At 63.5% G+C, this 24174-nt stretch carries 23 protein-coding genes; 8 read left to right on the top strand and 15 right to left on the bottom strand.

What is annotated here, in order from left to right; genetic code table 11:
- The first annotated feature begins 604 nt into the window (after nucleotides 1-604).
- Complete coding sequence (locus AB7F49_RS01705; RefSeq protein ID WP_428519656.1) at nucleotides 605-1321, top strand: methyltransferase domain-containing protein; 717 nt, start codon at nucleotides 605-607, stop codon at nucleotides 1319-1321.
- An 85-nt stretch (nucleotides 1322-1406) separates the two neighbouring features.
- The gene (locus AB7F49_RS01700) at nucleotides 1407-2060 is read left to right on the top strand and encodes a hypothetical protein (protein WP_428519654.1); all 654 of its coding nucleotides are present in this window, start codon (nucleotides 1407-1409) and stop codon (nucleotides 2058-2060) included.
- Between the two features lie 122 nt (nucleotides 2061-2182).
- On the opposite strand, the gene AB7F49_RS01695 is transcribed toward AB7F49_RS01700, so the two are convergent.
- Nucleotides 2183-3850, bottom strand: coding sequence for an aminotransferase class III-fold pyridoxal phosphate-dependent enzyme (locus AB7F49_RS01695; RefSeq protein WP_428519652.1), 1668 nt, complete (start codon nucleotides 3848-3850; stop codon nucleotides 2183-2185).
- A 35-nt stretch (nucleotides 3851-3885) separates the two neighbouring features.
- Between AB7F49_RS01695 and asd the strand changes: the two genes are divergently transcribed.
- Nucleotides 3886-4743: an archaetidylserine decarboxylase gene (gene asd / locus AB7F49_RS01690; RefSeq protein WP_428519893.1), complete on the top strand. Its 858-nt coding sequence runs from the start codon at nucleotides 3886-3888 to the stop codon at nucleotides 4741-4743.
- A gap of 16 nt (nucleotides 4744-4759) precedes the next feature.
- Here asd and AB7F49_RS01685 read toward each other — a convergent pair whose 3' ends face one another.
- On the bottom strand, nucleotides 4760-5098 hold the full coding sequence (locus AB7F49_RS01685) for a hypothetical protein (RefSeq protein WP_428519650.1): 339 nt from the start codon (nucleotides 5096-5098) through the stop codon (nucleotides 4760-4762).
- Nucleotides 5099-5296: 198 nt separating this feature from the next.
- Between AB7F49_RS01685 and AB7F49_RS01680 the strand changes: the two genes are divergently transcribed.
- Nucleotides 5297-5791 (top strand): ferritin-like domain-containing protein, encoded by a 495-nt coding sequence (locus tag AB7F49_RS01680; protein ID WP_428519891.1) that lies wholly within the window; start codon nucleotides 5297-5299, stop codon nucleotides 5789-5791.
- Between the two features lie 67 nt (nucleotides 5792-5858).
- On the opposite strand, the gene AB7F49_RS01675 is transcribed toward AB7F49_RS01680, so the two are convergent.
- Both AB7F49_RS01675 and AB7F49_RS01670 read right to left on the bottom strand, forming a co-directional pair.
- Nucleotides 5859-7166, bottom strand: coding sequence for an FAD-dependent oxidoreductase (locus AB7F49_RS01675; protein WP_428519648.1), 1308 nt, complete (start codon nucleotides 7164-7166; stop codon nucleotides 5859-5861).
- 44 nt (nucleotides 7167-7210) lie between these two features.
- Entirely contained in the window at nucleotides 7211-10222 is a 3012-nt protein-coding gene (locus AB7F49_RS01670; protein WP_428519646.1) for a S8 family serine peptidase, read from the bottom strand.
- Nucleotides 10223-10549: 327 nt separating this feature from the next.
- Here AB7F49_RS01670 and AB7F49_RS01665 point away from each other — a divergent pair, with 327 nt between their 5' ends.
- A complete protein-coding gene (locus AB7F49_RS01665) occupies nucleotides 10550-11227 on the top strand; it encodes a response regulator (protein WP_428519644.1) in 678 nt (225 codons plus the stop codon).
- Nucleotides 11224-11736, top strand: a complete 513-nt coding sequence (locus tag AB7F49_RS01660; protein WP_428519642.1) for a hypothetical protein — start codon at nucleotides 11224-11226, stop codon at nucleotides 11734-11736. The genes AB7F49_RS01665 and AB7F49_RS01660 overlap by 4 nt, the downstream gene beginning before the upstream one ends.
- 821 nt (nucleotides 11737-12557) lie before the next feature.
- Here AB7F49_RS01660 and AB7F49_RS01655 read toward each other — a convergent pair.
- The 8 genes from AB7F49_RS01655 to AB7F49_RS01620 form a co-directional block, all read right to left on the bottom strand.
- On the bottom strand, nucleotides 12558-13022 hold the full coding sequence (locus AB7F49_RS01655; RefSeq protein ID WP_428519640.1) for a hypothetical protein: 465 nt from the start codon (nucleotides 13020-13022) through the stop codon (nucleotides 12558-12560).
- On the bottom strand, nucleotides 13023-13412 hold the full coding sequence (locus tag AB7F49_RS01650) for a response regulator (RefSeq protein ID WP_428519638.1): 390 nt from the start codon (nucleotides 13410-13412) through the stop codon (nucleotides 13023-13025). It abuts the gene before it with no gap.
- A gap of 57 nt (nucleotides 13413-13469) precedes the next feature.
- A complete protein-coding gene (locus tag AB7F49_RS01645) occupies nucleotides 13470-15713 on the bottom strand; it encodes a chemotaxis protein CheA (RefSeq protein ID WP_428519636.1) in 2244 nt (747 codons plus the stop codon).
- Between the two features lie 11 nt (nucleotides 15714-15724).
- Complete coding sequence (locus AB7F49_RS01640) at nucleotides 15725-16114, bottom strand: response regulator (RefSeq protein ID WP_428519889.1); 390 nt, start codon at nucleotides 16112-16114, stop codon at nucleotides 15725-15727.
- Between the two features lie 367 nt (nucleotides 16115-16481).
- Nucleotides 16482-17558 (bottom strand): protein-glutamate methylesterase/protein-glutamine glutaminase, encoded by a 1077-nt coding sequence (locus AB7F49_RS01635; RefSeq protein WP_428519634.1) that lies wholly within the window; start codon nucleotides 17556-17558, stop codon nucleotides 16482-16484.
- Nucleotides 17559-17560: 2 nt separating this feature from the next.
- The gene (locus tag AB7F49_RS01630) at nucleotides 17561-18205 is read right to left on the bottom strand and encodes a chemoreceptor glutamine deamidase CheD (RefSeq protein WP_428519632.1); all 645 of its coding nucleotides are present in this window, start codon (nucleotides 18203-18205) and stop codon (nucleotides 17561-17563) included.
- Nucleotides 18202-19092, bottom strand: coding sequence for a CheR family methyltransferase (locus AB7F49_RS01625; protein WP_428519630.1), 891 nt, complete (start codon nucleotides 19090-19092; stop codon nucleotides 18202-18204). The genes AB7F49_RS01630 and AB7F49_RS01625 overlap by 4 nt, the downstream gene beginning before the upstream one ends.
- 139 nt (nucleotides 19093-19231) lie before the next feature.
- The gene (locus tag AB7F49_RS01620) at nucleotides 19232-19795 is read right to left on the bottom strand and encodes a chemotaxis protein CheW (protein WP_428519628.1); all 564 of its coding nucleotides are present in this window, start codon (nucleotides 19793-19795) and stop codon (nucleotides 19232-19234) included.
- A 297-nt stretch (nucleotides 19796-20092) separates the two neighbouring features.
- Here AB7F49_RS01620 and AB7F49_RS01615 point away from each other — a divergent pair, with 297 nt between their 5' ends.
- Together AB7F49_RS01615 and AB7F49_RS01610 are read left to right on the top strand one after the other, a co-directional pair.
- On the top strand, nucleotides 20093-21034 hold the full coding sequence (locus AB7F49_RS01615) for a ring-cleaving dioxygenase (protein ID WP_428519626.1): 942 nt from the start codon (nucleotides 20093-20095) through the stop codon (nucleotides 21032-21034).
- Between the two features lie 62 nt (nucleotides 21035-21096).
- Entirely contained in the window at nucleotides 21097-21717 is a 621-nt protein-coding gene (locus AB7F49_RS01610; protein WP_428519624.1) for an alpha/beta hydrolase, read from the top strand.
- 3 nt (nucleotides 21718-21720) lie between these two features.
- Here AB7F49_RS01610 and phnE (AB7F49_RS01605) read toward each other — a convergent pair whose 3' ends face one another.
- From phnE (AB7F49_RS01605) to phnC, 3 genes are read right to left on the bottom strand one after another with little or no spacing between them, the layout of a single operon-like run.
- Complete coding sequence (phnE, locus tag AB7F49_RS01605) at nucleotides 21721-22539, bottom strand: phosphonate ABC transporter, permease protein PhnE (RefSeq protein WP_428519622.1); 819 nt, start codon at nucleotides 22537-22539, stop codon at nucleotides 21721-21723.
- A complete protein-coding gene (phnE, locus tag AB7F49_RS01600; protein WP_428519620.1) occupies nucleotides 22539-23354 on the bottom strand; it encodes a phosphonate ABC transporter, permease protein PhnE in 816 nt (271 codons plus the stop codon). Before phnE (AB7F49_RS01600) ends, phnE (AB7F49_RS01605) begins: the two co-directional genes overlap by 1 nt.
- Nucleotides 23355-23360: 6 nt before the next feature.
- A complete protein-coding gene (phnC, locus tag AB7F49_RS01595) occupies nucleotides 23361-24173 on the bottom strand; it encodes a phosphonate ABC transporter ATP-binding protein (RefSeq protein ID WP_428519618.1) in 813 nt (270 codons plus the stop codon).
- Between the last annotated feature and the right edge of the window lies 1 nt (nucleotide 24174).

The raw sequence follows: 24174 nt of genomic DNA, 5'->3' as shown, positions 1-24174 counted from the left end.
GCCCCTCACCTGCGACAATGAAGGATTGAGCCGCCACCCCGGCTTCGCGAATGGTTCCGGTCGCGTGGCCGGATAAATCGGTCGCCGGGCTCCCGATTTCGATCGCGAAGGCTGCGAAGTCGCCCGATGCCTTTCCGCTTTCCAAATCATCGCAAGTGGCGGCATACCCTCGCGGCAATGAACCTTCCCTGTGACGGGCACGCTCCTGTTGCACCCGGTGTCCCGATAAGCGGAATTCCCGGCCCCAAGCCCTCGCTCCCTCCATTCGGACCAAAGGCTGTCATCGCAACGACCGATTGCAATGCGCAGGAGGCCGGCTCGGACCGTCATCTCGGCATCGCGACGCAGCCAAACGGCCGTGCGATGACGCCCAGTCACACCGGCGCGCTGTAATATTGCTGACATCTGATTTCGCAATAGTTTCACAGGATTGATTCTACGAACAACCCGAGAGCCGGTGTCCGGACGGCGGCGTGCGCTTGCCGACTGCATGGGCTCTTGCGCCGCTCAACGAAAGCCACGCGACAATCCCAGGACGCGAACTTCTGTGCGAAAGGCGTAATCCTCCTTAACTCCCAACCAGGTTTTTCGATTGGCGCGACACATGAATGCTCAACAGAAAGTCCACAAAGCCAACAACGAGGCGATAATCGGCGCTTACGACCGATGGGCGCCCGTGTATGATATCGTGTTCGGCCCCATCTTCCAGCGCGGCCGCCAGGCCGCAATCGAAGCCGCTGAGCGGATCGGCGGCCGCATTCTCGAAGTCGGGATCGGCACCGGTATCGCGCTGCGCGACTATTCGCCAAGAAACAAGATCGTCGGCATCGACATCTCCGCACAGATGCTGGAAAGGGCGCGCATGCGCGTCAGCGAAATGGGCCTGACCCATGTCGAGCAACTCTCCGTTATGGACGCGAGCAATCTCGACTTTCCGGACAATTCGTTCGACGTGGTGATGGCACAATACGTGGTCTCCACGGTGCCGCGCCCGGAGGCCACGCTCGACGAATTCGCGCGCGTGCTGAAGCCCGGCGGTGAGGTCATTCTGGCGAGCCGGCTCAGTGAGGAAACCGGGCTCCGACGTTCGATCGAGCACTTCGTTGCGCCCGCCGCGCGCAAGCTCGGATGGCGCACCGAATTCGGCTGGGACCGATATCTCGCATGGGAGGCGCGGACTCCCAGCATCGAACTGGTGGAGCGCCGCAAGATGCCGCCGCTCGGCCATTTCGCGCTGATCCGCTTTCGCAAGCGGGCATTGCCGCTCGCCGCGGAGATCGCAATGGACGGCCAACGCATCCACAACGCCGCTCAAGCCTGATCGCAGCAGCCCAAGTCGTGTAGCTGAAACGGCCACAGCCTGCCCGGCCGAAATCTCAACCGAACGTGTCACACAGGGGATTGTCATGGGATTCATCGAGGCGCTGCGCGAACAGCGCTGGGACGATCATCGTTACTACCATCACAGCCGCATCAATCAGTCGCTGCATCTTGTCAGCGCGCTGAGCTTCCTGACCGCCTATGTACTGGTGTTCTTCGACCCGGCCATGGCAGCGCTGATCGGCTGGCTGGTAGCGATGACATCCCGGCAGGCCGGGCACTTCTTTTTCGAACCGAAGGGATATGACCACATCAATCAGGCCACCCATGAGCACAAGGAAGACATCAAGGTCGGATACAACCTGCAGCGCAAGGTGGTGCTGCTGACGATCTGGGCGCTGTCGCCGCTGGTCCTGCTGCTCGATCCGACCCTGTTCGGCCTGTTCGAGCCGGCTCACGGCGTAGCCGACTTCATCCGCCAGACTGCGAAAATCTGGCTCGCACTTGGTCTCGGCGGCCTGCTCGCCCGCACTATCCAGCTCTTCTTCATTCGCGACGTGCAGACCGGCCTGGTATGGGCGACCAAGATCCTGACCGACCCGTTCCACGACATCAAATTGTATTACAAGGCGCCGCTCTATCTTCTGCGCGGCGAACTGATCGATCCGAATCACGGCAAGCATCGGCCGGATGAGGGCGACGAAGGGGACGAGGAAGAAGTCGCTTTGCGGCCGCTGTGATTGCTTGCGGTCATGGCCGGGCTTGTCCCGGCCATCCACGCTTTGCGTCTGCATGGATCATGAGGACGTGGGTGCCCGCGACCAGCGCGGGCATGACGCTTTCCTTGGCTGGATGCGCCCGGCTAATGCCCGCCGAACCGGTGCGCAATCATTTCCCTCAGCAGCGCCCGCTTGACCGACTTGTTGGTGGCGGCCGGCGGCGTCCACCACCATCCATCCCTCTCCATCTCGGTGGCAGCCGCGACGAAACGGTCGGCCACCGCGACGAAATCGGCTTCGGAATAGTTCAGGCTGAAGATCAGCCGGCCGCTTCCGATCCAGCTCAGCGCCAGTCCGTGCCTACGCAGATAGAATTGCAGCATCCAGTTGTAGCGCGACGGGTGCGTATACAGCACCGTCCAGATCGACGACAGATTTGCGGCACGCACCGGCAGATGCGCTTCGATGAGCCTTGCGTTCAGCGCTTCGGCGCGCCGGTTCCAGGTATCGTCGAGTCCGTCATAGAGTGCCCTCAGGTCCGCTCCGTCGAGACGCGTCAGGAACTCGTTCATCGCGGCCATCACATAGGGATGCGAGTTGAATGTGCCGCGCGCAAAGCAGATATCGGCCGGGCGCTCCTCACGGAACCGCTTCATCAATTCGGCGCGCCCGCACACGACTCCGACCGGGAGCCCGCCCCCCAGCGTCTTGCCATAGGTGACCATATCCGCCTTCACGCCGAAATATTCCTGCGCGCCGCCGCGGGCGATCCGAAAGCCGACAAATACCTCGTCGAAAATCAACACGATACCGCGCTCGCTGCAAACTTTGCGAAGCTCCTTCAGCCACTCCCCATATGCAGCGCGATCGAAATGCGAGCGCCGCGATCCGTCGATCAGGGAAGAGTCCCCCGGGGCATTCGCGTTCGGATGCAGCGACTGGACCGGATTGACGAGCACGCAGGCGATGTTTTTTCGCGAACGCAGCACCTGCAGCGTCTTCTCGGACATGTCGCTCAGCGTATAGGTGGTTTCGGCGGGGACCGGATTGCCGATTCCCGGCTGCACGTCGCCCCACCATCCGTGATAGGCGCCGCACAGGCGAACAAGATGGCTGCGTCTGGTGTGATAACGTGCAAGCCGCACCGCCTGCATGACCGCCTCGGTACCGGACATGTGGAACGATATTTCGTCGAGACCGGAAATCTCCTTCAGGCGTCTCACATTGTCGACGACGACGGGATGGTATCCGCCGAGCACAGGCCCGAGATCGCGCACCCTGTCGGCGCCCCTGTCGATACAGTCCTTATAGAAATCATATCCGAAGACATTGACGCCGTACGATCCGGTGAGGTCGTAGAAAACGTTGCCGTCGAGGTCGGTCACCGTCACCCCGTTCGAAGACTGCAGGAACGAACCTGCCTTCAGATTGTCGCGCACGATCCGGCTGAACTGGAACGGCACCCGATAACGCGCCGTGAATTGCAGATCGGAAAGCCCCGCCGAGGCTTCCGCGGTCAACTGCGCGGTCTTGCCGAAATGCGAGCGATAATAATCCGCCAGCCGGCCGAACCCCGCGCGGCGGCGCGTCACCACGTCTTCCGGCGCCTCGTCGGCCTGAAAGAAGTCCCGCTCGTTGTATTCATAGAAGGGAATGAACGAGGCCAGCCGGCGCGAGATGCGGGCATGACCCTCGAGCGACCTGTGCTTGGCACGGGACAGGTTGAGGCGCGCCCTGACTCTTGGAAGCAATGCGACCAGCGCCGTCGCACCGGCGGCGTACAGGGCGATGGCGGCGTGTGACGAATCCATGACCGCATCGGTTAAGGAAGGAAGAATACAGGATGATGACACTGCGCAGGCTGCTCGATCCGATCGGAGAGGATATCAATTTTCTCCTGACCAACCGGATTCCCCGGAGGTGGGCGACGCAGTTCATCGGCTGGCTGAGCAAGGTCGAACAGCCGATCGTGCGCGACATGTCGATCGGGATCTGGCGGTTGTTTTCCGATCTGAACCTTGGCGAAGCGAAGAAAGCCAGATTCAGCAGCATGCACGATTGTTTCACGCGCGAGTTGAAAGAGGGCGCGCGTCCGATCGATCGCGATCCCTCCATCCTGGTCAGCCCCTGCGACGCCATTGTCGGAGCCTGCGGGCGAGTCGACGGCGACCAGGTCTTGCAGGTCAAGGGTTTGCCATACCGGCTGGCAGACCTTGTCTCCGATCCGCAGTTCGAACGAACCTATCGCAACGGCCGCTATGTCACGCTGCGGCTTACCGCCAGCATGTATCACCGGTTTCATGCGCCCTATGACTGCACGGTCGAGCAGGTGACCGCGATTTCCGGCGACACCTGGAATGTCAATCCGATCGCGCTGAAGCGGGTCGAGCGGCTGTTCTGCCGGAATGAGCGCGCAGTGATTCGCACCCGACTTCCATCCGGCGATCTCATTACGCTGGTGCCGGTTGCCGCGATTCTGGTCGCCAGCATCCGGTTGCATTTCCTCGATCTGACGCTGGGCATGCATTATCGCGGAGCGCGAACGATGCCCTGCGCCGTACGGCTAGACAAGGGTCAGGAAATGGGATGGTTCGAGCATGGCTCCACCATCATCGTCTTCGCACCAGGCTGTTTTGAACTTCAGCATGGCATTCGCGAGGGCACGACCATCCGGGTTGGACAGCCGCTGTTTCGGCACCCATGATCGCTGCCGGTCCGGACTATCGCCGGCGGGCGATCCGCGCGAAGGGGAGGATCGCAACCGACGGCGGCGCAGACGGTACGCACTGAACTGCCGGAAAATCACCGCTGGCATTCACGAAGCTGGTCTGTGTGACGGTCGCGCACCGCAGCGCACGGATGTCGGCATAGTCCAGGATGAAATAGTCACCTGCGCTGTCAAGAACTTCCGCGAAACTCTCGCGGCACACGATCCTGCGGGCCGCAATCACTCCCGTCCGGGTTTCGATGAGCGCCGGCTCGCCGTTGCGGGCATGGACGCAAAGCGCCCGCTTCAGCCGGTCGGCCCGCTTTTCTGCGAGGGAGATGATGTTTGACATAGCCCTTCAACCCGGAATTTGCGTTGCGGTTCCCGTTCTGCATTGGTCGAGCAATTGGGGCCGTGGGTTCAAGCCGCGGGCAGAGCGACTCCACACGCTGTCGCTGGGGGCGCCGACTTCTTCATTTGGCCTGGAGAGCTGGAACCTTTGCGGGGTGCGCCAAGTTGGGGCGGCGTTCCCGTTCCCCTGGAGGCGCGCATGGCTGCAAAGGAAAAGACGCTGGAAGACCTCTTCCATGATACCCTGAAGGATATTTATTTCGCCGAGAAGAAGATCCTCACGGCGTTGCCGAAAATGGCAAAAGCGGCGCACTCGGACCAGCTGAAGGCGGCGTTCGAAAAGCATCATGCCGAGACCGAAGGCCAGGTCGAACGGCTCGAACAGGTATTCGAGCTGATCGACAAGCCTGCGCGCGGCAAGACCTGTCCGGCGATTCTCGGTCTGGTCGAAGAAGGCCAGGAAGTGATGAAGGACTTCAAGGCTTCGGATGCGCACGATGCCGGTCTGCTCTCCGGCGCTCAGGCGGTCGAGCATTACGAGATTTCGCGCTATGGCACGCTGATCGCCTGGGCAGAACAACTCGGCATGACCGACGCGGCGAAGCTCCTCAAGCAAAACCTTGATGAGGAGAAGAAGACCGACGCAGCCCTCACCCGGCTCGCGGAGAGCTCGCTGAATCAAATTGCGGCATAAAGCGGCCCGTTCGGATTGTTGCACGCGAGGTGTCCCGGCCATCCCGGGACGCCTTGGCGCGTCTGGTTCAGTCTACCCGATCGACATTATCGTAGAGACGCAACCGCAGAGCGGTTACATCTATCTGCCGCACGCTGCCGCTGCCGGCCAGATCGAGCGCATGCGCGGCGGCGGCGCCCATCGCGATGCAGGGGCCCATGACCCGCACGCTCGACAGCGCCGCACTATCACCGTCGATGCAGCGGCCAACAGCGATCACATTATCGGCTTCGTCCGGCACCAGCGATCCGAACGGCACATAATGGAGGTGATTGTCGTCGAACGGCTCCCAGACCGTGCCGTCGGGGCGATCATGCAGCTCGATCGGCCAGCCGGTGCGCGCGATCGCGTCCGGAAATCTGGTGCCGGCCCGCACGTCTTCAACGGTGAGCTGTTGACGGCCCTTGATCCAGCGGGTCTGCCGGATCCCCGGAAAGCCGTAGGCGCGGACCCTGGCATTCGCGAAGGCATGGGGATACTCGGCCTTGAGAAAACGGATCACGTCGTCCGCCATCGCCTTGCCGATGAGCGCATGACGCGAGGCTGCAATCGGCTCCAGCGGCGTCTCGACATGCGTCATGTTGATCAGCGAAATGCCGCGCCCGGGAAACACGAACGAGAACCCGTCGCGCCGGACCAAGCCGTAATCGCCGCCCTTCACCTTGAGCCGCGCAAGCATTTCCGGACGAGCCGGGTGGCTGGCCTCGTCGACGCCTTCCAGAACCACCATCTGTGTCCCGAAAAGCGGGCCTTCGGCATTCTCGCGGCACTCGAATCCCGCCTCCCATGTGAGCGCCGCATCCCCGCTCGCATCGACGAATCCCGCCGCCGATACCGATACGTCGCCATAGCGCGTCGCGAACTCGATCGCACGGACACGACCCCCATCGCGCGTGACGCCACGCATCACCGCACCGAGCAGAACCGTAACATTCGCCGTGCGGACCGCCTCCTCAATCCAGCGCGAGAGAGCGATCTCGTCATACATCACCACCTTGGTGTTCGAGGGACCGCCGCGCAGCATGTGGAGCGCGCCCTGCGCGCCGAGGTCGCGCAGAATGCCGTCGGCAATGCCATGAGTGATCTGCCTGCCGTCGTAGCCGTTGGCGAACAGACCGCAGAACGTACCGATGATGGAGTTGACGGCCTGCCCGCCGAGCGCCGGGAGGCTGTCGGCCAGCACCACTCTGTGGCCGAGCTGAGCGGCTTCCAGCGCCGCCGACACCCCCGCAATCCCGGCGCCAAGAACGCAGATGTCAGCCGAGACGGCTTGCCGGCCGCTTGCGGCACCACGGCGCACGACACGGGTTGCAGGGGAGAAGTCGCGGTTGGCCATTGGATGCTCCAGAACCGCGCCTTACTTCAGAACGACGCGGGCTGTCACAACACGAAATCGTTGTGCGTCACACTTGCAATGTCTTTCAGCAGAATGTCGAAGTCTGCGATCGCGTCACCGTTGATGTCGCCGGAAACCACGATATCGCTGCCGGAATCCGCGAGCCGCAATTGTCCGGCGGCGCCGCTGAAGTTGTCGACGAGAATGCTGCTGAAGGCCTGATTGCCCTTCATCGTCGTGTTGGCGTCGATGGCAGCGAGGTCGATCGTGTCGATGCCCGAAACGAAATCCACGATCACGTCGCGCATCGCCCCCAGGCCTGTCTCCGCGGCGGACGCGAAGACAAACCGGTCGGCACCTGCACCGCCGGCGAGAATATCGCTGCCTGCTCCGCCATTCAGGATGTCGTTCCCGTCACCGCCCGAGATGGCATTGTTCAGTGCGTTGCCAACGCCGGTAAACGCGGAACTTCCCTGGAAAGTCAGGTTCTCCACGGCGCCGCGCAGCGAATAGGATGCAAGCGACGTGATCACGGTGTCGATCCCCGCACCGGATTTCTCGGTAACCTTGTCGCTCTTGTTGTCCACGACATAGGTGTCGTCGCCGAGGCCGCCCTGCATCGAGTCCACGCCTGCACCGCCGTCGATCCAGTCGTCGTCGCCGCCGCCGGCCAGCTTGTCCTTTCCCGCCATTCCGAAAATGCGATCGGCACCGTCGGTTCCCGCCAGCTTGTCATTTCCGGCCGTACCCGTGATTCCGTTGACATCGAGCTCGGTCGAAAAATTGAACGCCGAATTCCCCGAGATTCCAGCAAATGCATTTCCGACCAGATCGACAATCGCGCCGGCAGCGACCGTCACATAATAGCTGCCGCCGGCAACAAGGGCCGCCACCGGATCGAGTGTGACCGACGTACCGGCAAACGTGACCCGAGGACCGGTGATGCTGAAGGCGCCCCACAGACTGCCATTCTCGTTGTAGACGGCAATATTTCCAGACCCGGCCCGGACGACTTCATTGAAGGTCAGCACGATATTGGCATCGACCGCGACATCCGCTCTGTTGTCGGCGGGTGACAGCATCAGCAGCGACGGCGCAGCCGTATCGGCCAGGCTGCCGTCTCCGGATGACAATTCGAGCCTCCGATCGGAAAATTGCAGATACTCGAAGTTGGTCAGCGTGTCGGTACCGTAGATGGCGCTTGCCACGGTCGTTACGCCGCCGGTGCTGGTCACGGTGTAGTCGGTGTAGAGGCCGAAGAAAGCCGCCGTATCGATGCCGCCTCCGCCATCCAGGATGTCGTTGCCGCGCATGCCATAGAGGACATTGTCGAGCGCATTCCCGTAGATCTGATCGTTGCCATCGCCCGCGATCGCATTCTCGATCAGCGAACCGGCCGCGATCGTCAGAAAGCTCAGACCGGCGAGCGTCGAGCTCATCCCTTCGCCAAGATCGAGCACGAGATCGCGCACCATCGACGCCGCATCGATCCAGTCGAAACCGCCGTCGGCATCCGCGATCGTGGCACGGGCGGACTGGCCGCTCTGCGACAGGACGGTCAGCACCTCTTCGGTGTAATGATAGACATCATCGCCGGTGGGTGCCGAACCATAGCCGGTGAAGCGCAGGGACTGGAGAATTCCGGTGTCAGCCTGCGCGGCATCCTGAACCTGCAGGGTCCAGTTGCCCGCGCTCAGCTCACCCCGCAGCCCGTCCACACCGAAGGAATAGCTGAAGCCGTTGTCCGAGGTGGAACCGGTGCCGCTCGAACCATTGTAGAGCGACATCACGGTCTGATCCGGCGAGATCAGACGAATGCGCAAATCGGTGAAATAGCTGTGCGACAGCGTCACCGTCATTGAAACATGTTCCAGACTGATCAGCTGGTCGATGTTGAACGTGTAGCTCAGCGTCGTCAGATCGGCGATCGACCGGTTGACGGCAAGCACACCGCTTGTGACCGACATCTCATTCGCCGAGGTCGCAGCCACCGGATGCAGGACGCTCCACACTTCGGCCATCCGCACCGCATTGAAGGCATTGACCATGCCATAACCGTAGTCCTCGCTGTAATGCAGCCCGCCACCGTTCCAGTTGCCGGCGCCGTTCCACTTCCACGCGAAGTCCTCATTCAACGTCAACCCGCCATACAGACTGCCGACGCCGATCGCGGAATAGGCGAGGATATTCTGCACATCGCGCCACCCGAGTTCCGGATTGGCATCGATCATCAGCGCTATGACGCCCGCTGTGATCGGCCCTGCCGCCGATGTTCCACCAAACACGTTGGTATAGTCGCCGTTGAGGAGCCCGTTATAGCCCGCGGAAAGACCCAGCCGGTCCGAGGTTACGGAGCCGGCGGGGGCCGACACCAGCACGTGCGATCCATAGGTGGAATAGGACGCGACGTTTCCATTGCTGCCGAGCGCCGCCACCGTGACGGTGAAGCGCGAACCGTCGGTCGATTCTCCATTGCCGTCGATGTTGGAATTGCCCGCCGATTTCACGTTGACGGTGCCGAGCCCGCCGCGGCCCAGTGCCGAGGCCGCCTGGAACTTCGCTACGTCGCCGTAAACCTGGAAGTCGGGCGTTCCGCCATAGCTGTGGTTGGTGACGTCGAAATTGCGCAGGCTGTCGAGCGTGGTCAGGTAGCGCGACCATGCGTTGTTGATGTCGTCCGCGCCGCCGAAAATCCGGATGGCTGTGATGCTCGTGTCGAACGCGACGCCTGTTCCACCCTGTCCGTTATTCTGCGCGGCGATCAGACCCGCAACCGCGGTTCCGTGCCCGTCGTCATTGCTCAGCGGCTGGCCGTTGTTCAGGGATCCACCGACCGTGACATGGCGGCTGGAATCGTAATTGCCGGCGAGGTCCCAATGTGTCGACTGGACGCCGTCGTCCCAGATGCCGACATGCACACCATCGCCGGAATATTGCGCCCAGACCCGTTCGAGGCCTGCGGTGCTGTTCGTCGAACCGAAGCCAGGCCGCCCGATCATGGCGAGATGCCATTGGCTGCTGAGCAGCGGATCGTTCGGGCGATAGATTGCGACCATTCGGACCGATTCTCGCTTCCGGGTTGGCCCGCGCGCGGGCACCTCAAGGACCCGGCAAATGACGCATCAAGCCGGCAGGTTTCAGGCTTTCATTGTCCTGGAGCCGATTATTTCACGATTCATGAAGCCGAGCCCATGACTTCTTAGCAGTTCACCACCGCCGCCCTCAAACTGTGCCGGCGAAAAAACTGAGCCCTTCGGCCCATCGCAGGACGATACCGGGCCGGACCGGAAAAACATCGCAAAATCGGGACTTTAGGCGCCCTCACCACGCCGTTAACCGGGCATTATCCTCAATCAGTCATGAAGATGTCTGGACCATCGCGGATGTCGCGTCCCGGCGCCGATCAGAGTGCGTCGCGCCGGCCGCCTCGGGTGATACTCGTGCAAGCTGCCGAACAGAAATCGCGATCGCTCAAATCCGCCACCGTCAATCTGCGCGACCTGACAATCCTGATCGCCGATCCCGGGACCTATATGCGCCGGGTGGTCTACGGAATCCTGCGCGGCTTTGGCGCCAACCGCATTGTCGAGGCGGCCGATGCCGGAGGCATCCTGTCTGCCCTGATGCAACAGAAGGTCGATATCCTGATTCTCGATGCCAGGCTGCCGCCGCAGGACGGACTCGCGGTCACGCAGGCGATCCGCCGCAATCCCGACAACGAAAACCGCACGCTCCCGATCCTGATCATGACGAGCGACGCGCAGCAATCGACGGTCAGGGAGGCCCGCGACGCCGGCGCGAGCATGGTGGTGGCAAAGCCGATGTCGCCGACGACGCTGTATGACCGCCTGGCCTGGATCGCGTTCGACCGCCGGCAATTCATCGACTGCCCGACCTATTTCGGGCCCGACCGCCGGTTCAAGATCGAAGGTTATCCGACCGGCGTTGGTCGGCGGGCCAGCGACAAGGTGATCCAGATTTCGGACGCGATCGAACCCAATCTCGAGCAGGACGACATCGACAGCCTGTTCCAGGCGGCGCGCGCGGGGCAAAGCGAATGACCGACAAGACCCCGCCGAATGTGCGCATCTTCTCCGTCAGGACCCGATTCCAGGAACTGGCGCAGCGCCCGGGCGGCGTGCCGCGGGACGTCGCGATCCGGCAAGCCGAAACCCAGATCGACGGATTTCGGGCCGAGTTCGTGGACTGGGTCGATCGCGAATTGCAGGAACTGGTGCAGGCTTTCCGCCGCATTCAGGGCGATCGGGCCGGCGAATCGCAGATGGCCGGGATCGAGCGGCGTTGCTGCCAGTTGCGCGACACCGGGACCACGATGGGCCTTTTCCTGATCACCTTCATCTCGGAAAACCTCTGCAAGGTGCTCGAAGCCGTCAGGAGCGGCGCGCCCTACGATGCGGAAGTGATCAACTGCCACATCGACGCGCTGCTGCTTGCCAGGCAGGACGCCTACCGCAACATCCGGCCCGAGCAGGTGCCGGAGATGACCAGCGGACTTCACCGCATGCTGGAGCGTGTGAACCGCAGCCTGCCGGCCGGCAGCGCGGGCTGAGCGGTCGCTGCGCGACGGCGAAACGGCAAGGCTCCGCCGTCCCTGATTTTTTAGCCGGCGCGGGCGCGCCCGTATTCCATCTCGCATTCCAGCCCGGGAAAATCCCAAGGGCGCGCGGAACGCCGGGCTTTCAGCCAAGCCCATGGCCCCATGCGCTGTGTGTGAGAAGCGCATGAGATAGCAGTCACCACGGACCGCCGAAAACGTCGGCGTTCCGCGCGCGGTGTGTGAGGCTTGCTCTGCGACAACCCCGGAGGACATACACCGTTGACCGGCATCGCCGGGCGGCTCGTCTTGCTATCCTCCGCTGGTGACCCACGGCCGGTGAGCCGGATCATCGCAGCTTGGGCCTCCGCTGCCGCGCTTGCGTCTCAAGCACGACAACGGCCACCGCATCCCGCCCCGCGTCTCACGACGCTCATGAAACGTCCCTTGGACGGGACGGGATGGAATGACTATATTCCTATATTGCGAGAAATGTCAAGAGCCGGTTTTGCGCCCGAATCTCACCCGCTCCGCTCGTCCCCGCGAAGGCGGGGACCCAGCAACGCTGTCGCCGCGGACGATCGCGGTTGTTATGGAAAAGCGCGCCTTCGAGACACGGCGCTTTGAGGGCCGTGCAGTCGTGGCCTCACGCAAAGGCGAATATCCTGGCCGCACCGGCGCTGGGTCCCCGCCTTCGCGGGGACGAGCGAAGCGTTTCGCGCACTCAACGCTTCGAGGAAACGCGCTGCTCGCATGAGCGCGGCGGCCTGCGGGATCAGCCCGGATTGCGCTTCGCTCATCCGGGCTACCGATAGCGACGACCGGGGTCGCGCCCCTCAGAACACCACGTCCACGTCCAGTTCGTCTTCCGACGGCTCCGGCGCGGGCTGAAACACCGTGCCGAGTCCGTTTTCCAGCCGGCCGAGAAACCGCTCCTTCAGGTCGGCAATCGCGATGTCGTCGATCACGTCACGACCGAATGGCCGCCCCGGTCCTGCACCCGCCGGCAGCGGGATATTGGTTGAATCGGCGTAGCGCGCCAGCGCGCCGCTCAGGGCTTCGAATTCCTGCTTGAGCCGGTCGAAACTCTGCAAGGTCATGATCAGTTCGCGGTCCGGCCGGCCGTCCCGCGTCACGAGATCGGTCACGCGCGCGACGGTGCTTTCCAGATGGCGGACATTGTCGAGAAACAGCGTCGCCAGCACGCCGAGCAGCGCTGCGACTTCCGACACCGCGCCATCCGGCGCGGGAAGCGCCGCCACGGATTCCGGTTCGGCACTGTTTGCGGCGACGGGGCGCATCTACGACAGCTTTCCCATCACCTGCTCGATCTTCTGGCGCAACACCTGAACCGTGAATGGCTTGATCAGGTAGTTGTTGACGCCGGCCTGGGCCGCCTTCACCACGAGTTCGCGATCGCCGCGGCCGGTCAGCAGAATGAACGGTACCCGCCGCACCACCGGATGCCCACGCACCGCGCGCAGCAGATCGAGACCGTCCATCTGATCCATGTAATAGTCGGAAATGATCAGGTCGATCGGCTGCAATGACGCGATCTCCATCGCCCTTACGCCGTTCTCCGCCTCATGAATGTGACGGATGCCCATCTGCTCCAGCGTCATCGCCGTCATTTTCCGTACGCTTTCCTGGTCGTCGACCACCAGGACCTTGAGCGCCACCGCATTCGGCATTGTCGTTTCTCCTCATCACCGGACGACACGAGGGTCGGCCCGTCCGAAGGCCTTGAGTCAGGCCACCTTCGCCATCGCATCCGCCTTGCGCACCGTCACCGGCGCGGGAGATTCGCCCGCAAGATCGGACAGCTTCTCCACGTCAAGGATCAGCGCGACACTTCCATTGCCGAGAATGGTCGCGGCCGCGACCCCCGGCACCGGGCCGTAGCTCTCCTCGATGCTCTTCACCACCACCTGCTGGTGTCCGCACAATTCGTCGGCGACCAGCCCCAGCCGCGTTCCGTCGCCTGCATCGGTGATGATCACAACGCACTCGCCCGACAGATCGGCCGACGAGCCGACATCCAGAAGATCGCCGAGATAGACCAGCGGCACGAGGTCGCCCCGCAGCTGCATGACCCCCCGCGTGCCGACGAGATTGTTGATGCTGGAGGGTGGCGGCCGCAGGCATTCCACGATCATGGACATCGGCATCACATAGGTCTCGCGGCCGACCCTGATGACCATGCCATCCATCACCGCAAGCGTAAGCGGCAGCGAGAACTGGATCGTGGTCCCGCGGCCGCGCACCGAATGCAGCGACAGCCGTCCGCCGATTTCCTGGATGTTGGTCTTCACCACATCCATGCCGACGCCGCGGCCGGAAATGTCGGAGATGACGTCGGCGGTCGAGAAGCCGGGCAGCATGATCAGGTTGTTGATCTCGTCCTCGGTGAGAACGGCGTCCGCACCGACGAGGCCCTTCTCGCGCGCCTTGTGCAGCACCTTCTCGGTGTTGACGCCGCCGCCGTCGTCGCTCACCTCGATCATGATGCGGCCGCCGCGATGCTCGGAGGACAGGCGGATGACCCCCTCCTCGTTCTTGCCGGCCGCAAGCCGCGCGGCCGGCGGCTCGATGCCATGATCGATGGAGTTGCGGATGATGTGGGTCAGCGGATCGGTCAGCCGCTCGATGATCGAACGGTCGACCTCGGTGGTCTCGCCCGACAGTTCAAGCCGTATCTTCTTGCCGACCTTCGTGGCGGTTTCGCGCACCAGCCGCGGCATGCGCTGGAACACGGTGCCTACCGCCTGCGCGCGCATGGACATCAGCCCGTCCTTCAGCTCGCGGGTGTGATGAACCACTTCGTCGAGAATTTGCGAAAGCCGGTCGCTGACGCCTTCCGGCAGTTCGTGGACGATCTGGCCAAGCATCGCCTGGGCGATGACCAGTTCTCCGACCATGTTGACCACACGGTCGATCTTTTCGAGTTCGATGCGCGTGGTGGTGGCGGCCGGCTTGCCCGGCCGGGAAACGGCAGGCTTTTCGCCCGGCCCTTCTGGCGAAGTCCCGTCGCGCTGCGCCGGCACCGCTCTGGCCGGCGGCGCCGTGCTCTCGCCAGGGCGGGGGGTCGCGGCGACAGCGCCGGCCGGCGCGATCGGCGGTGCCTCGGCAGTCGGGAGCGGGACGGTGACGCTCTCGCAGGGCGCCGATGCGATGGCATCGGCGCCGCGCTCGGTGATCGTGATTTCGCAATCGCCGACGAAATCGAACAGGTCCTGAAGCTGCTCGCGCGTTGCCTCGGTGCGCAAGGTCGCGGCCCAGCTCAGATACGGGATTTCCGGCCGCATCGTCGTGAGATCGGGGAGCCGATCCGAGGCCACGGTGAGTTCGAGCGTGCCCAGCTGCCGCAACTGCCGCAGCAGCAGCAGGGGATCGCTGCCGTTGCGAAGCATGTCGGCGGTGGGCCGGAACGCAATCTCGAACCAGCGGGGTCCGGCGCCGTCGGTATAGGCGTCCGCCTTCACTGGCGTGAAATCGATACCCTCGAAATCCGTCATCTCATCCGGTTCGGCTGTGTCCGCCCGAACCGGAACGAAGTCCAGACCCTCGAAATCGGCCGGAGCCGCTTCTTCGTCCGCAGGTTCCGTGCCCAGCAGGCGCTCGAGCGCGTTGCGGCAATCGTCGCCGAAGCCGCCGGGAATCGGCTCGCCCGCCCGTGAAATCTGCACGAGATCGGACAATACGTCGCTCGACGCGAGCAGCACGTCGATCACGTCGGTCGTCGCCGCGAGAGCGCCGCGCCGCATCGCATCCAGCGTGGTCTCGAATACATGCGCGAAACCGACCAGCGCCTCGAAGCCGAAAATGCCGGCCCCGCCCTTGACCGAATGCACCGCGCGGAACACCGCGTTGATGATATCGTCGGATCCGAGGCCTTCGCGCATTTCGCCGAGGCCCTGCTCGATCTGCTGCAGGCCCTCGGCGCATTCATCGAAGAAGGTTTGCTTGAGTTGCTCCAGGCTCGCCATCGACATCGTCCTTTTTCCTAGCAGACCACCTTGCGGACGGTCTCCACGAGACGTTCCGGATCGAACGGCTTTACCAGCCATCCGGTGGCGCCGGCCTCGCGTGCGATATTCTTCTTGGCGGCTTCGCTTTCCGTGGTGAGGACGAGGATCGGCGTCGTCCTGTGTTCGGGGCGGGCGCGGAGTTGACGCACCACCTCGTAGCCATCCATGCGCGGCATGTTGATGTCGGTGATCACGACGTCGACATTTTCGCGCTCAAGCAGATCGACGCCCTCCTTGCCGTCGGCCGCCTGGATCACGTCGAAGCCCGCATCCGCGAGCGTGAGCATCAGCATGTCGCGCATGGTCTTGGAATCGTCGATGGTGAGAATGCGAAGATTCGCCGTTGCCGGCGCGGATTGCCCGATGAGGTGCGGAATTGCAGGTTCCGGCCCGGACGGAACGCTGGCTGCGGCGCCGACCTCGTTCGGCTCGCTCATCCCTTCGGCCCAGTCGAGGCCGATATCCGCGAAGGCTCCGATCAGGGCGTCCGAAGGCTGGTCGATCCAGATTTGGGCATCACGCTTCGCAGCAAGCAGAATCTGAAGACACGGAAGCGTCAGCACCTCGACCTCGGAGGCGTTCATCCGCACGCCGCCCGCCGCCTGCACCTCCCGCAACACCGCTTCGTGCAGGTTGACCGCGGCGGCAAGATCGAGAACCCGGGGCAGTTTCATGATCGGCCTCGCAATTGCATTCTGAAATGATTCATCGGAAATCTCCCCGCCTTCGGCCTCACACCGCCTGCGCCAGGCGGTGCATCTGCTGGATCGCCGTCTTGCCTTCACATGCGTCCAGAATCGCGTCGGCCACCTGGTTCAGCGAGCACTGGCGCATCACCGCACCGCGATCGAACGCGACATGCGGCATGCCGTAGATCAGCGATGACGCCTCGTCCTGACCGATGGTCTGCCCGCCTGCCTTGCGCAGTTCGAGCAGGCCGTCCGCTCCATCCTTGCCCATGCCGGTCAGGATGACGCCGATCGCCGACTTGCCGGCGGTACGCGCAACCGACCGGAACAGCACGTCGACCGAAGGCCGGTGGCCGGTAACGGCCGGACCGTCATCGAGCGTGCAGCGATATCCCGCGCCGTGCTTCGCGAGTTGCAAGTGATGCGAACCCGGCGCGATATAGACATGACCCTGTTCCACCGGTTCACCGTCCACGGCCTCCGACACGGCCATCGGGCATTCGCGGTTCAGCCGCTGTGCGAAAGCCGCGGTGAATCGCGGCGGCATGTGCTGGGTGATGACAATCGGCGGACAATCCGCCGGCAGATTCATTAGTACGGTCTTCAGGGCCTCGACCCCGCCCGTGGAAGCGCCGATCGCCACGACCTTGCCGTCCGCACGGACCGACCGCGCGATCTTCCTGACGGCGGGCGCCATGGCGGCGCGCGTGGCGATGCGGCTCCGGGCTGCGGCCTTGACCTTCGCCTGCAGCTCGCTCGCGAGCGCCGGCAGGCCATGGGCCACATCCTTCGAGGGCTTGGCGATGAAGTCGACGGCGCCGACCTCCAGTGCTTCAAGCGTGGTATCCGTGCCGGCCTGCGTCAGCGTGGAGACCATGATCACCGGCATCGGCCGCAGCGTCATGATCTTGCGAAGAAAGGTGATGCCGTCCATATGCGGCATCTCGACATCGAGCGTGACGACATCCGGATTGAGCGCCTTGATGCGGTCGCGCGCGGCATACGGATCGCCGGCGGTTCCGACGACCTCGATCTCGGGGTCGGCTGAAAGCAGCATCGTCAGCAGCTGACGGATCAGCGCCGAGTCGTCGACGATCAAAACCCGTACCGGTTTCCCCATGATCAACCCCTGTTGTCAAACAACTCGATTTCGCCGGCGGTCGAGCGTGTCGACATGCGTGTGGCGTGCTCGTTCTCATCGCGCGCCACCGCACCCGATGCATCGCGCCCGAGAAGGCGGCGCACGACCCGCCCGGTCGCGGGCGAATATTGAATGCGGCGGGGAAAGCGCCCGCCGAGATCCTGCGCGACGCAGCGCAGTCTTTCGGCTTCCAGATAGCGAAGTGCGAAACGCGCGTTGTCGGTCCCGACCGCGATATTGCTCTCGGTGACATTGCCGCCGCCGAACACCTTGACTTCAAGCGCGTCGCGCGCGCAGCCCATCTTCATCAATTCGTTGATGAGCTTCTCCATCGCGAAATTTCCGAAGCGCGTCGATTCCGTATCCCGTCCCCACCCGCCGGACCGGCCCTGCGGCAGCATGAAATGATTCATCCCGCCGATCCCGAGCCGGGGATCGCGGATGCAGGCGGCGACGCAGGAGCCGAGCACGGTGACCAGCGTCTCGTCCGCCTTGTCGGTGACGTAGAACTCGCCCGGGAAGACCTTCACCATCCAGGTTCCAGCCAACGTATCGTAGAACCGGCGGTTCCCCGCGCCGGAGTCTGACCTGACCGCCTCGATCGCTCGAACCGCAGCGGCGCTCATGCGCCTCTCCGGTAGGTCGTGCGGCCAACCAGCTTCAGTCCGGGATGCGAGCCATGAAACGATTCGGAATGCCCGATATAGAGAACCCCGCCCGGCTTGATGCTCTGGATGAAACGCTCGATCAGCTCGGCCTTTGTGGCATTGTCGAAATAGATCATCACGTTCCGGCAAAAGATCGCGTCAAACTTTCCACGAAAGGGCCAGGGCTCGATCAGGTTGAGACGCCGGAACGCGATCAGCGAGCGGAGCCTTTCGTCCGCCATCAGATTGCTGTCGTTGAGTCCGTCTCCGGCCGGCGTGAAATATTCCCGGTAGATTGTCGGGACCGAGTCGAAGGCGCTGGCCGGATAAATGCCGCGCGCCGCCTTGCCGAGCACGTCAGTATCGATGTCGGTCGCGAGGATACGGATATCATGACGGCATCCGCCCGGGATTTCCCGTCTCAGAACCGCGGCGATGGTGTACGGCTCCTCACCGGTGGAACAGCCTGCGGACCAGACCCGGAAACGTCCGCCGCCGCGCGGTATCGCGTGCAGAACCGGCGCGACCACGTGACTGCGAAAGTGTTCGAAATGATGCGCCTCGCGGAAAAACTTGGTGAGGTTGGTGGAGATCGCGTTGATGAAGCTTTCGAGTTCGTCCGAATTCTCCGCGAGATAGCTGCGGTATTGCTTGAAGCTGGTAAAGCCGAGCGCCCGCAGCCGGCGCGCCACCCGCGTATAGACGAGGTTGCGCTTGCTGTCGGACAGCGCGATGCCCGCATGTTCGCGCGCGAGATGCACCAGACTGCGAAAATCCGCGTCCGAGAATGCGAATTCCCGCGGCACGTCGGAAACCGCCGGAACTGCGGTTGCGACCGCGGCCGCGCGCTGGGCATGTCGGGTCATTGACACTCTAGAATTCTTCCCGATTGTTTCCGGCGTTCTGCGCCAGCGCGGCATCGCCGTGGCGACCGGGCCCGATGCTGCACACGCGCCGTACAGCCTCGGTCGATAGTCCCGGCGGCTTGATCATGGACGGCACAGCCTAGTTGGCCGATACCAACTCGGCGTCGCCGACCGGCATCGTCAGGAGATTGCGGAGATCGATGAGCGCGATCATTGCGTCTTCGACCGTGACCAGTCCCGACAGAAAGTCGATCCGGGAGGCCTGCGCGATGCGCGGCACCGGCTGGATCTCGGCGGCCTCGAAGGACACGATATCGAGCACACGATCGGCAAGAAGCCCGACCTGTCGGCTACCGACCTGCACGATGATGACGACGTGAAGTGGCGTGGCCTCGGTGAGGCCCTGACCGAACCGGCAGCGCAGATCGATGATCGGCACGATGGCGCCGCGCAGGTTGAGAACGCCGCGCACCGATCGGGGCTGGCGCGGAAGGTGGGTGATCTCGGACCATCCCTTGATTTCGCGCACCGCCATGATGTCGACGCCGTACTGGTCGTCGTCGATCGCGAAGCTGATGATCTGGCTGGGCGCCGGCCCGGCGCGCATGGCTGCCGGATCCTGCCAGACGGGAATATTCGGAGCCTCGGTCACGGTTTCCGGCCGGGTCGCACTCGGAGTCATCGCACGAATTCCGCTGCTCATGGTCCTCGTTCTGAGGCCAAATCGACGACGTCCGACGGGAAGACGAGGGAGAGACGGAACAACCGAACAGGCTCAGAAGGACGAAAACCGCTGATTTCGATGTGGAAAATGCATCAAAACCTTTAGAAAGCGGTTAACTACAATCATTGGTATAAGACTTTCAGGATGCTGCTTTTGATTGCTCTGTATTGGAAACAATCCGTTTCCAGATCATCTGTTTGTTTCCCCAAGCTCTCCAATATCTTGAGGCGTGGATAACGCGCCATCCCGGCGCTTCCAGTACCAGGAGGGCTGGCCATGACCGCCACCAGCGCACACGGAATCCATCACGTCACCGCAATCGCCGGACCTGCGCAGCGCAATCACGACTTCTATACGCGCACGCTCGGCCTTCGCTTCGTGAAGAAGACCGTCAATTTCGACGACCCCGGCACCTATCACTTCTATTTCGGGGACGAGACCGGATCGCCCGGCACCATCCTCACGTTCTTCCCGTGGGAGCATGCGGCATCCGGCCGGCTGGGTGTCGGCGAGACGCAGGAGACGGTGTTCCGGGTACCGGAGGGTGCGATCGGCTACTGGACGCACCGCTTCGTGGAGAAGGGCGTTCCGCATGACGCCATCGTGCGCCGCTTCGGCGAGACCGTTCTGTCGTTCCGCGACCCGGACGGCATGCGGCTGGCTCTGATCGGGGTGCCGGGCATCGAGAACGAGCCGGCCTGGTCCGGCAGCGACGTTCCGGCGGAGGTCGCGATCCGCGGCTTCCACAGCGTCAACCTGCTGCTCAAGGAAGCGGCGCCGACGGGCGCAATCCTGACCGACGTGCTCGGCTTCAGCGAAATCGGACGCGAAGGCCAGCTCGTGCGCTACAAGGCCAGCGACACTGCGATCGGCGGCATCGTCGACATCCATGAGGCCGGCGCGTTCCTGCCGGGCCGCATGGGCGGTGGTTCGGTGCATCACATCGCGTTCCGCGCCGCCGACGACACCGAAGAACTCGCGATGGCGAAGAAGCTCGCCGAGAACCACGGCATCCAGACGACGGAGCAGAAGGACCGCAACTATTTCCGGTCTGTCTATTTCCGCGAACCCGGGCACGTGCTGTTCGAAATCGCGACCGACGTGCCGGGCTTTGCGATCGACGAGCCGGTCGCAGCGCTCGGGCAGGCGTTGAAACTGCCGGGCGTCTACGAGAAGAGGCGAAGCGAGATCGAGCAGGTGCTGCCCGAACTGGTCTGACCAACGCGTTGCTCCTCCCGCCGCTCGGGCGGGAGGAGAACCCGCAATGTATGAGGTCTGCGATGACCACCACCACCAGGCTTTCCTTCATCCACCGCTTCGAACCCGGCGCGGATCGCGACAAGCCGCCGCTTCTGCTGCTGCACGGCACCGGCGGCGACGAGAACGACCTGATCGATCTCGGCCGGATGGTTGCACCGGACGCCGCGCTGCTTTCGCCTCGTGGCAAGGTGCTGGAGGGCGGCATGCCGCGCTTCTTCCGCAGGCTCGCCGAGGGCTTGTTCGACGAGGAGGATGTGCGCAGGCGCGCCAGCGAGCTTGCCGACTTCGTCGCGGAAGCGCGCGACGCCTATGGTCTTCCCGCACCGATTGCACTTGGCTTTTCCAACGGCGCCAACATCGCGGCCGCGACGTTGCTGCTGCATCCGGAAGCGCTCGCCGGCGCCGTGCTGATCCGCGCCATGGTGCCGCTGTCACAACCGCCTGCGGCCGATCTCGCCGGCAAGCCGGTGCTGATCCTGTCGGGCGCGATGGATCCGATGGTGTCCGCGGACAATGCGGCGCGGCTCGCCGCTCAATTGCACAATGCGGGAGCCGACGTGCAGCACCGGACCTTGCCCGCAGGTCATGGCCTGTCGCAGGCAGACGTTACATTGACGCGTGATTTCCTGACCAGGCGGTGAAAATCAAATGATCGCGTGCCGGACCTTCGCCGACACCCATTCGCTGACCAGTACGGTGGCAAGGATCACCAGCAGTAGCAGGCTGACCTGCGTCCAGGCCAGCGTCGACAGTGACGCCTCGAGGTTGAGCCCGATGCCGCCGGCCCCGACCAGACCGACCACCGACGACTCGCGGATGTTGATGTCCCAGCGAAACACGCTGATCCCGGCGAAGGCCGGCATGATCTGCGGCACGATGCCGTAATCCATCACCTGCGCGGGCGAGGCGCCGGTCGCCTCGATCGCCTCGACCTGCGTCACGTCGATCTCCTCGATCGCCTCGTACAGCAGCTTGCCGATGAAGCCGATCGAGCGCAGCCCGATCGCGACGATCCCGGCCAGCACCCCGGGGCCGAGGATGGTGACGAGAAGCAGCGCCCAGATCAGCGAATTGATCGACCGCGACGACACGATGATCAAGAGCGCGACCGGCCGCACCAGCAGCACGCTCGGCGTGGTGTTGCGCGCGGCGAGAAACGCAACGGGAATCGCGAGAATGATCGCCAGCAGCGTGCCGAGGGTCGCGATCGCGAGCGTATCCCAGAGCGGACGCCACAGTTCGTTCATGTAGGACCAGCGCGGCGGCACCATGCGCGAACCGATATCGGCTGCCTGCTTCGGTGCGTCCCAGACGAAGGCCCAGATCGTATCCCTGGTCATGACCTGCCAGCAGAACACGAACAACGCCACGAGCAGCAGCCAGAGAAACCAGCGCACGATGTCCTGCCGCGGCGTGGTCCGTCGCCATTCGGGAAGGCCTGCGCTGTCGCGGGTGACCGGCATCACTGAATCCACTTCCGGATGAAGCCGGAGGAATATTCGCATACCATCACGATCGCGATGATGATGATCAGGATGGCGGCGGCGGTGTCGTATTCGTAGCGGCTGAGCGAGGTCTCGAGCGTCGCGCCGATACCACCGGCACCGACGATGCCGACCACGGCGGATTCGCGAAAATTGATGTCGATGCGGTACAGCGACAGTCCGATCAGCCGCGGCATGACTTGCGGCTGCACCGCATAATTGACCAGTTGCGCCCAGGACGCGCCGGTAGCGCGAACGGCTTCAGCCTGGGAGGGATCGATATCCTCGATGTCCTCGGCGAGAAGCTTCGCCAGAAAGCCGACGGTCGCAAACGACAGCGTCAGAAATCCGGCGAACGGGCCGAATCCCACCATCGCAACGAACAGGATCGCGATGATCACTTCCTGGAAGGTGCGCGAGACCGCGATGATGGCGCGGCAAAACAGATAGACCGGCAATGGCGACAGGTTGCGCGCGGCGCCGATCCCGATCGGAATCGAAATCAGGATGCCGACCACGGTGGAAGTCACCGTCATGGTCAGGCTTTCCTGCATGCCCTGCGCGATATCGCCCCAGCGGCTCACGAAATTCGGCTGCAGGAAGCCACCGAGCAGGCGGGCGCCGCGGGCGATGCCCTCGGAGAGGCGGGCCCAGTTCACGTCGATGGCGCCGACGGCGACGATCACGTACAGGATTGCGCCGCCATAGATGGCAAGGCGCAGCGCGCCACTCCTGATGAAAGGCGGCTTGCGCCAGACCGATGGATAGGGCGTCGGGCTTGCGGCGTCCGTCATCGGATGTCAGACCGCAACCGGCAGCTTGACGATGGTCGCATCCGCGGCGTCTTCGTCATCTTGCGCCGCAGCCGCGGTCCAGTCCTCTTCGCCGTAAATCGTGGTGAGAACTTCCGGCGTGAGTCCGTCAGCGGGTCCATCATAGACGATCGAACCGGCGCGAAGACCGACGATCCGGGGCAGGAACATCTGCGCCAGCGCCACGTCATGGATGTTCACCACCGCGGCGAGATTGCGCTCGGCGCAGATTTCGCCGATCAGCCGCATGATCTGGCGCGAGGTCTTCGGATCGAGACTCGCGGTCGGCTCGTCGATCAGCAGCAGCTCCGGTTCCTGCTGGAGCGCGCGCGCGATCCCGACGCGCTGGCGCTGGCCCCCGGACAGCGCGTCCGCACGCTTGTCGACATGGTCGAGCAGACCGACGCGATCCAGCGTCGCAAACGCGTTGCGCACATCCTGCGGCGGATAGCGGCGCAGGAAGCTCCGCCAGAACGGCACATAGCCGAGCCGGCCGGAGAGGACGTTTTCCATCACGGTGAGGCGTTCAACCAGCGCGAATTCCTGGAAGATCATGCCCATGCGCCGGCGCATTCTGCGCAGTTCGGCACGGCCCAGACCGGTGATCTGCCGTTCGCCGAGAAAGATCCGGCCCGCCGTCGGTTCGACCAGCCGGTTGATGCAGCGAATGAGCGTCGACTTGCCGGCGCCGGACGGACCGATCAGGCCGATCACCTGACCGGCCGGCACGACCAGATCGACGCCCTTCAGCGCCATGTCGCCGGTCTTGTAGCGCTTGACCAGCCCCTCGATGCGAAGCATG

Origin of the sequence: Pseudorhodoplanes sp., assembly GCF_050250235.1 — a bacterium.
In the GTDB taxonomy this organism is placed as follows: Bacteria; Pseudomonadota; Alphaproteobacteria; order Rhizobiales; family Xanthobacteraceae; genus Pseudorhodoplanes.
This window is presented reverse-complemented; position numbering and strand designations above follow the sequence as displayed.

Bases quoted from the DNA above. Each gene is read 5' to 3' on its own strand.
- AB7F49_RS01705 (WP_428519656.1), top strand. From the start codon at position 605: ATGAATGCTCAACAGAAAGTCCACAAAGCCAACAACGAGGCGATAATC.
- AB7F49_RS01700 (WP_428519654.1), top strand. From the start codon at position 1,407: ATGGGATTCATCGAGGCGCTGCGCGAACAGCGCTGGGACGATCATCGT.
- AB7F49_RS01695 (WP_428519652.1), bottom strand. From the start codon at position 3,850: ATGGATTCGTCACACGCCGCCATCGCCCTGTACGCCGCCGGTGCGACG.
- asd (WP_428519893.1), top strand. From the start codon at position 3,886: ATGACACTGCGCAGGCTGCTCGATCCGATCGGAGAGGATATCAATTTT.
- AB7F49_RS01685 (WP_428519650.1), bottom strand. From the start codon at position 5,098: ATGTCAAACATCATCTCCCTCGCAGAAAAGCGGGCCGACCGGCTGAAG.
- AB7F49_RS01680 (WP_428519891.1), top strand. From the start codon at position 5,297: ATGGCTGCAAAGGAAAAGACGCTGGAAGACCTCTTCCATGATACCCTG.
- AB7F49_RS01675 (WP_428519648.1), bottom strand. From the start codon at position 7,166: ATGGCCAACCGCGACTTCTCCCCTGCAACCCGTGTCGTGCGCCGTGGT.
- AB7F49_RS01670 (WP_428519646.1), bottom strand. From the start codon at position 10,222: ATGGTCGCAATCTATCGCCCGAACGATCCGCTGCTCAGCAGCCAATGG.
- AB7F49_RS01665 (WP_428519644.1), top strand. From the start codon at position 10,550: ATGTCGCGTCCCGGCGCCGATCAGAGTGCGTCGCGCCGGCCGCCTCGG.
- AB7F49_RS01660 (WP_428519642.1), top strand. From the start codon at position 11,224: ATGACCGACAAGACCCCGCCGAATGTGCGCATCTTCTCCGTCAGGACC.
- AB7F49_RS01655 (WP_428519640.1), bottom strand. From the start codon at position 13,022: ATGCGCCCCGTCGCCGCAAACAGTGCCGAACCGGAATCCGTGGCGGCG.
- AB7F49_RS01650 (WP_428519638.1), bottom strand. From the start codon at position 13,412: ATGCCGAATGCGGTGGCGCTCAAGGTCCTGGTGGTCGACGACCAGGAA.
- AB7F49_RS01645 (WP_428519636.1), bottom strand. From the start codon at position 15,713: ATGTCGATGGCGAGCCTGGAGCAACTCAAGCAAACCTTCTTCGATGAA.
- AB7F49_RS01635 (WP_428519634.1), bottom strand. From the start codon at position 17,558: ATGGGGAAACCGGTACGGGTTTTGATCGTCGACGACTCGGCGCTGATC.
- AB7F49_RS01630 (WP_428519632.1), bottom strand. From the start codon at position 18,205: ATGAGCGCCGCTGCGGTTCGAGCGATCGAGGCGGTCAGGTCAGACTCC.
- AB7F49_RS01625 (WP_428519630.1), bottom strand. From the start codon at position 19,092: ATGACCCGACATGCCCAGCGCGCGGCCGCGGTCGCAACCGCAGTTCCG.
- AB7F49_RS01620 (WP_428519628.1), bottom strand. From the start codon at position 19,795: ATGAGCAGCGGAATTCGTGCGATGACTCCGAGTGCGACCCGGCCGGAA.
- AB7F49_RS01615 (WP_428519626.1), top strand. From the start codon at position 20,093: ATGACCGCCACCAGCGCACACGGAATCCATCACGTCACCGCAATCGCC.
- AB7F49_RS01610 (WP_428519624.1), top strand. From the start codon at position 21,097: ATGACCACCACCACCAGGCTTTCCTTCATCCACCGCTTCGAACCCGGC.
- phnE (WP_428519622.1), bottom strand. From the start codon at position 22,539: ATGCCGGTCACCCGCGACAGCGCAGGCCTTCCCGAATGGCGACGGACC.
- phnE (WP_428519620.1), bottom strand. From the start codon at position 23,354: ATGACGGACGCCGCAAGCCCGACGCCCTATCCATCGGTCTGGCGCAAG.
- phnC (WP_428519618.1), bottom strand. From the start codon at position 24,173: ATGCTTCGCATCGAGGGGCTGGTCAAGCGCTACAAGACCGGCGACATG.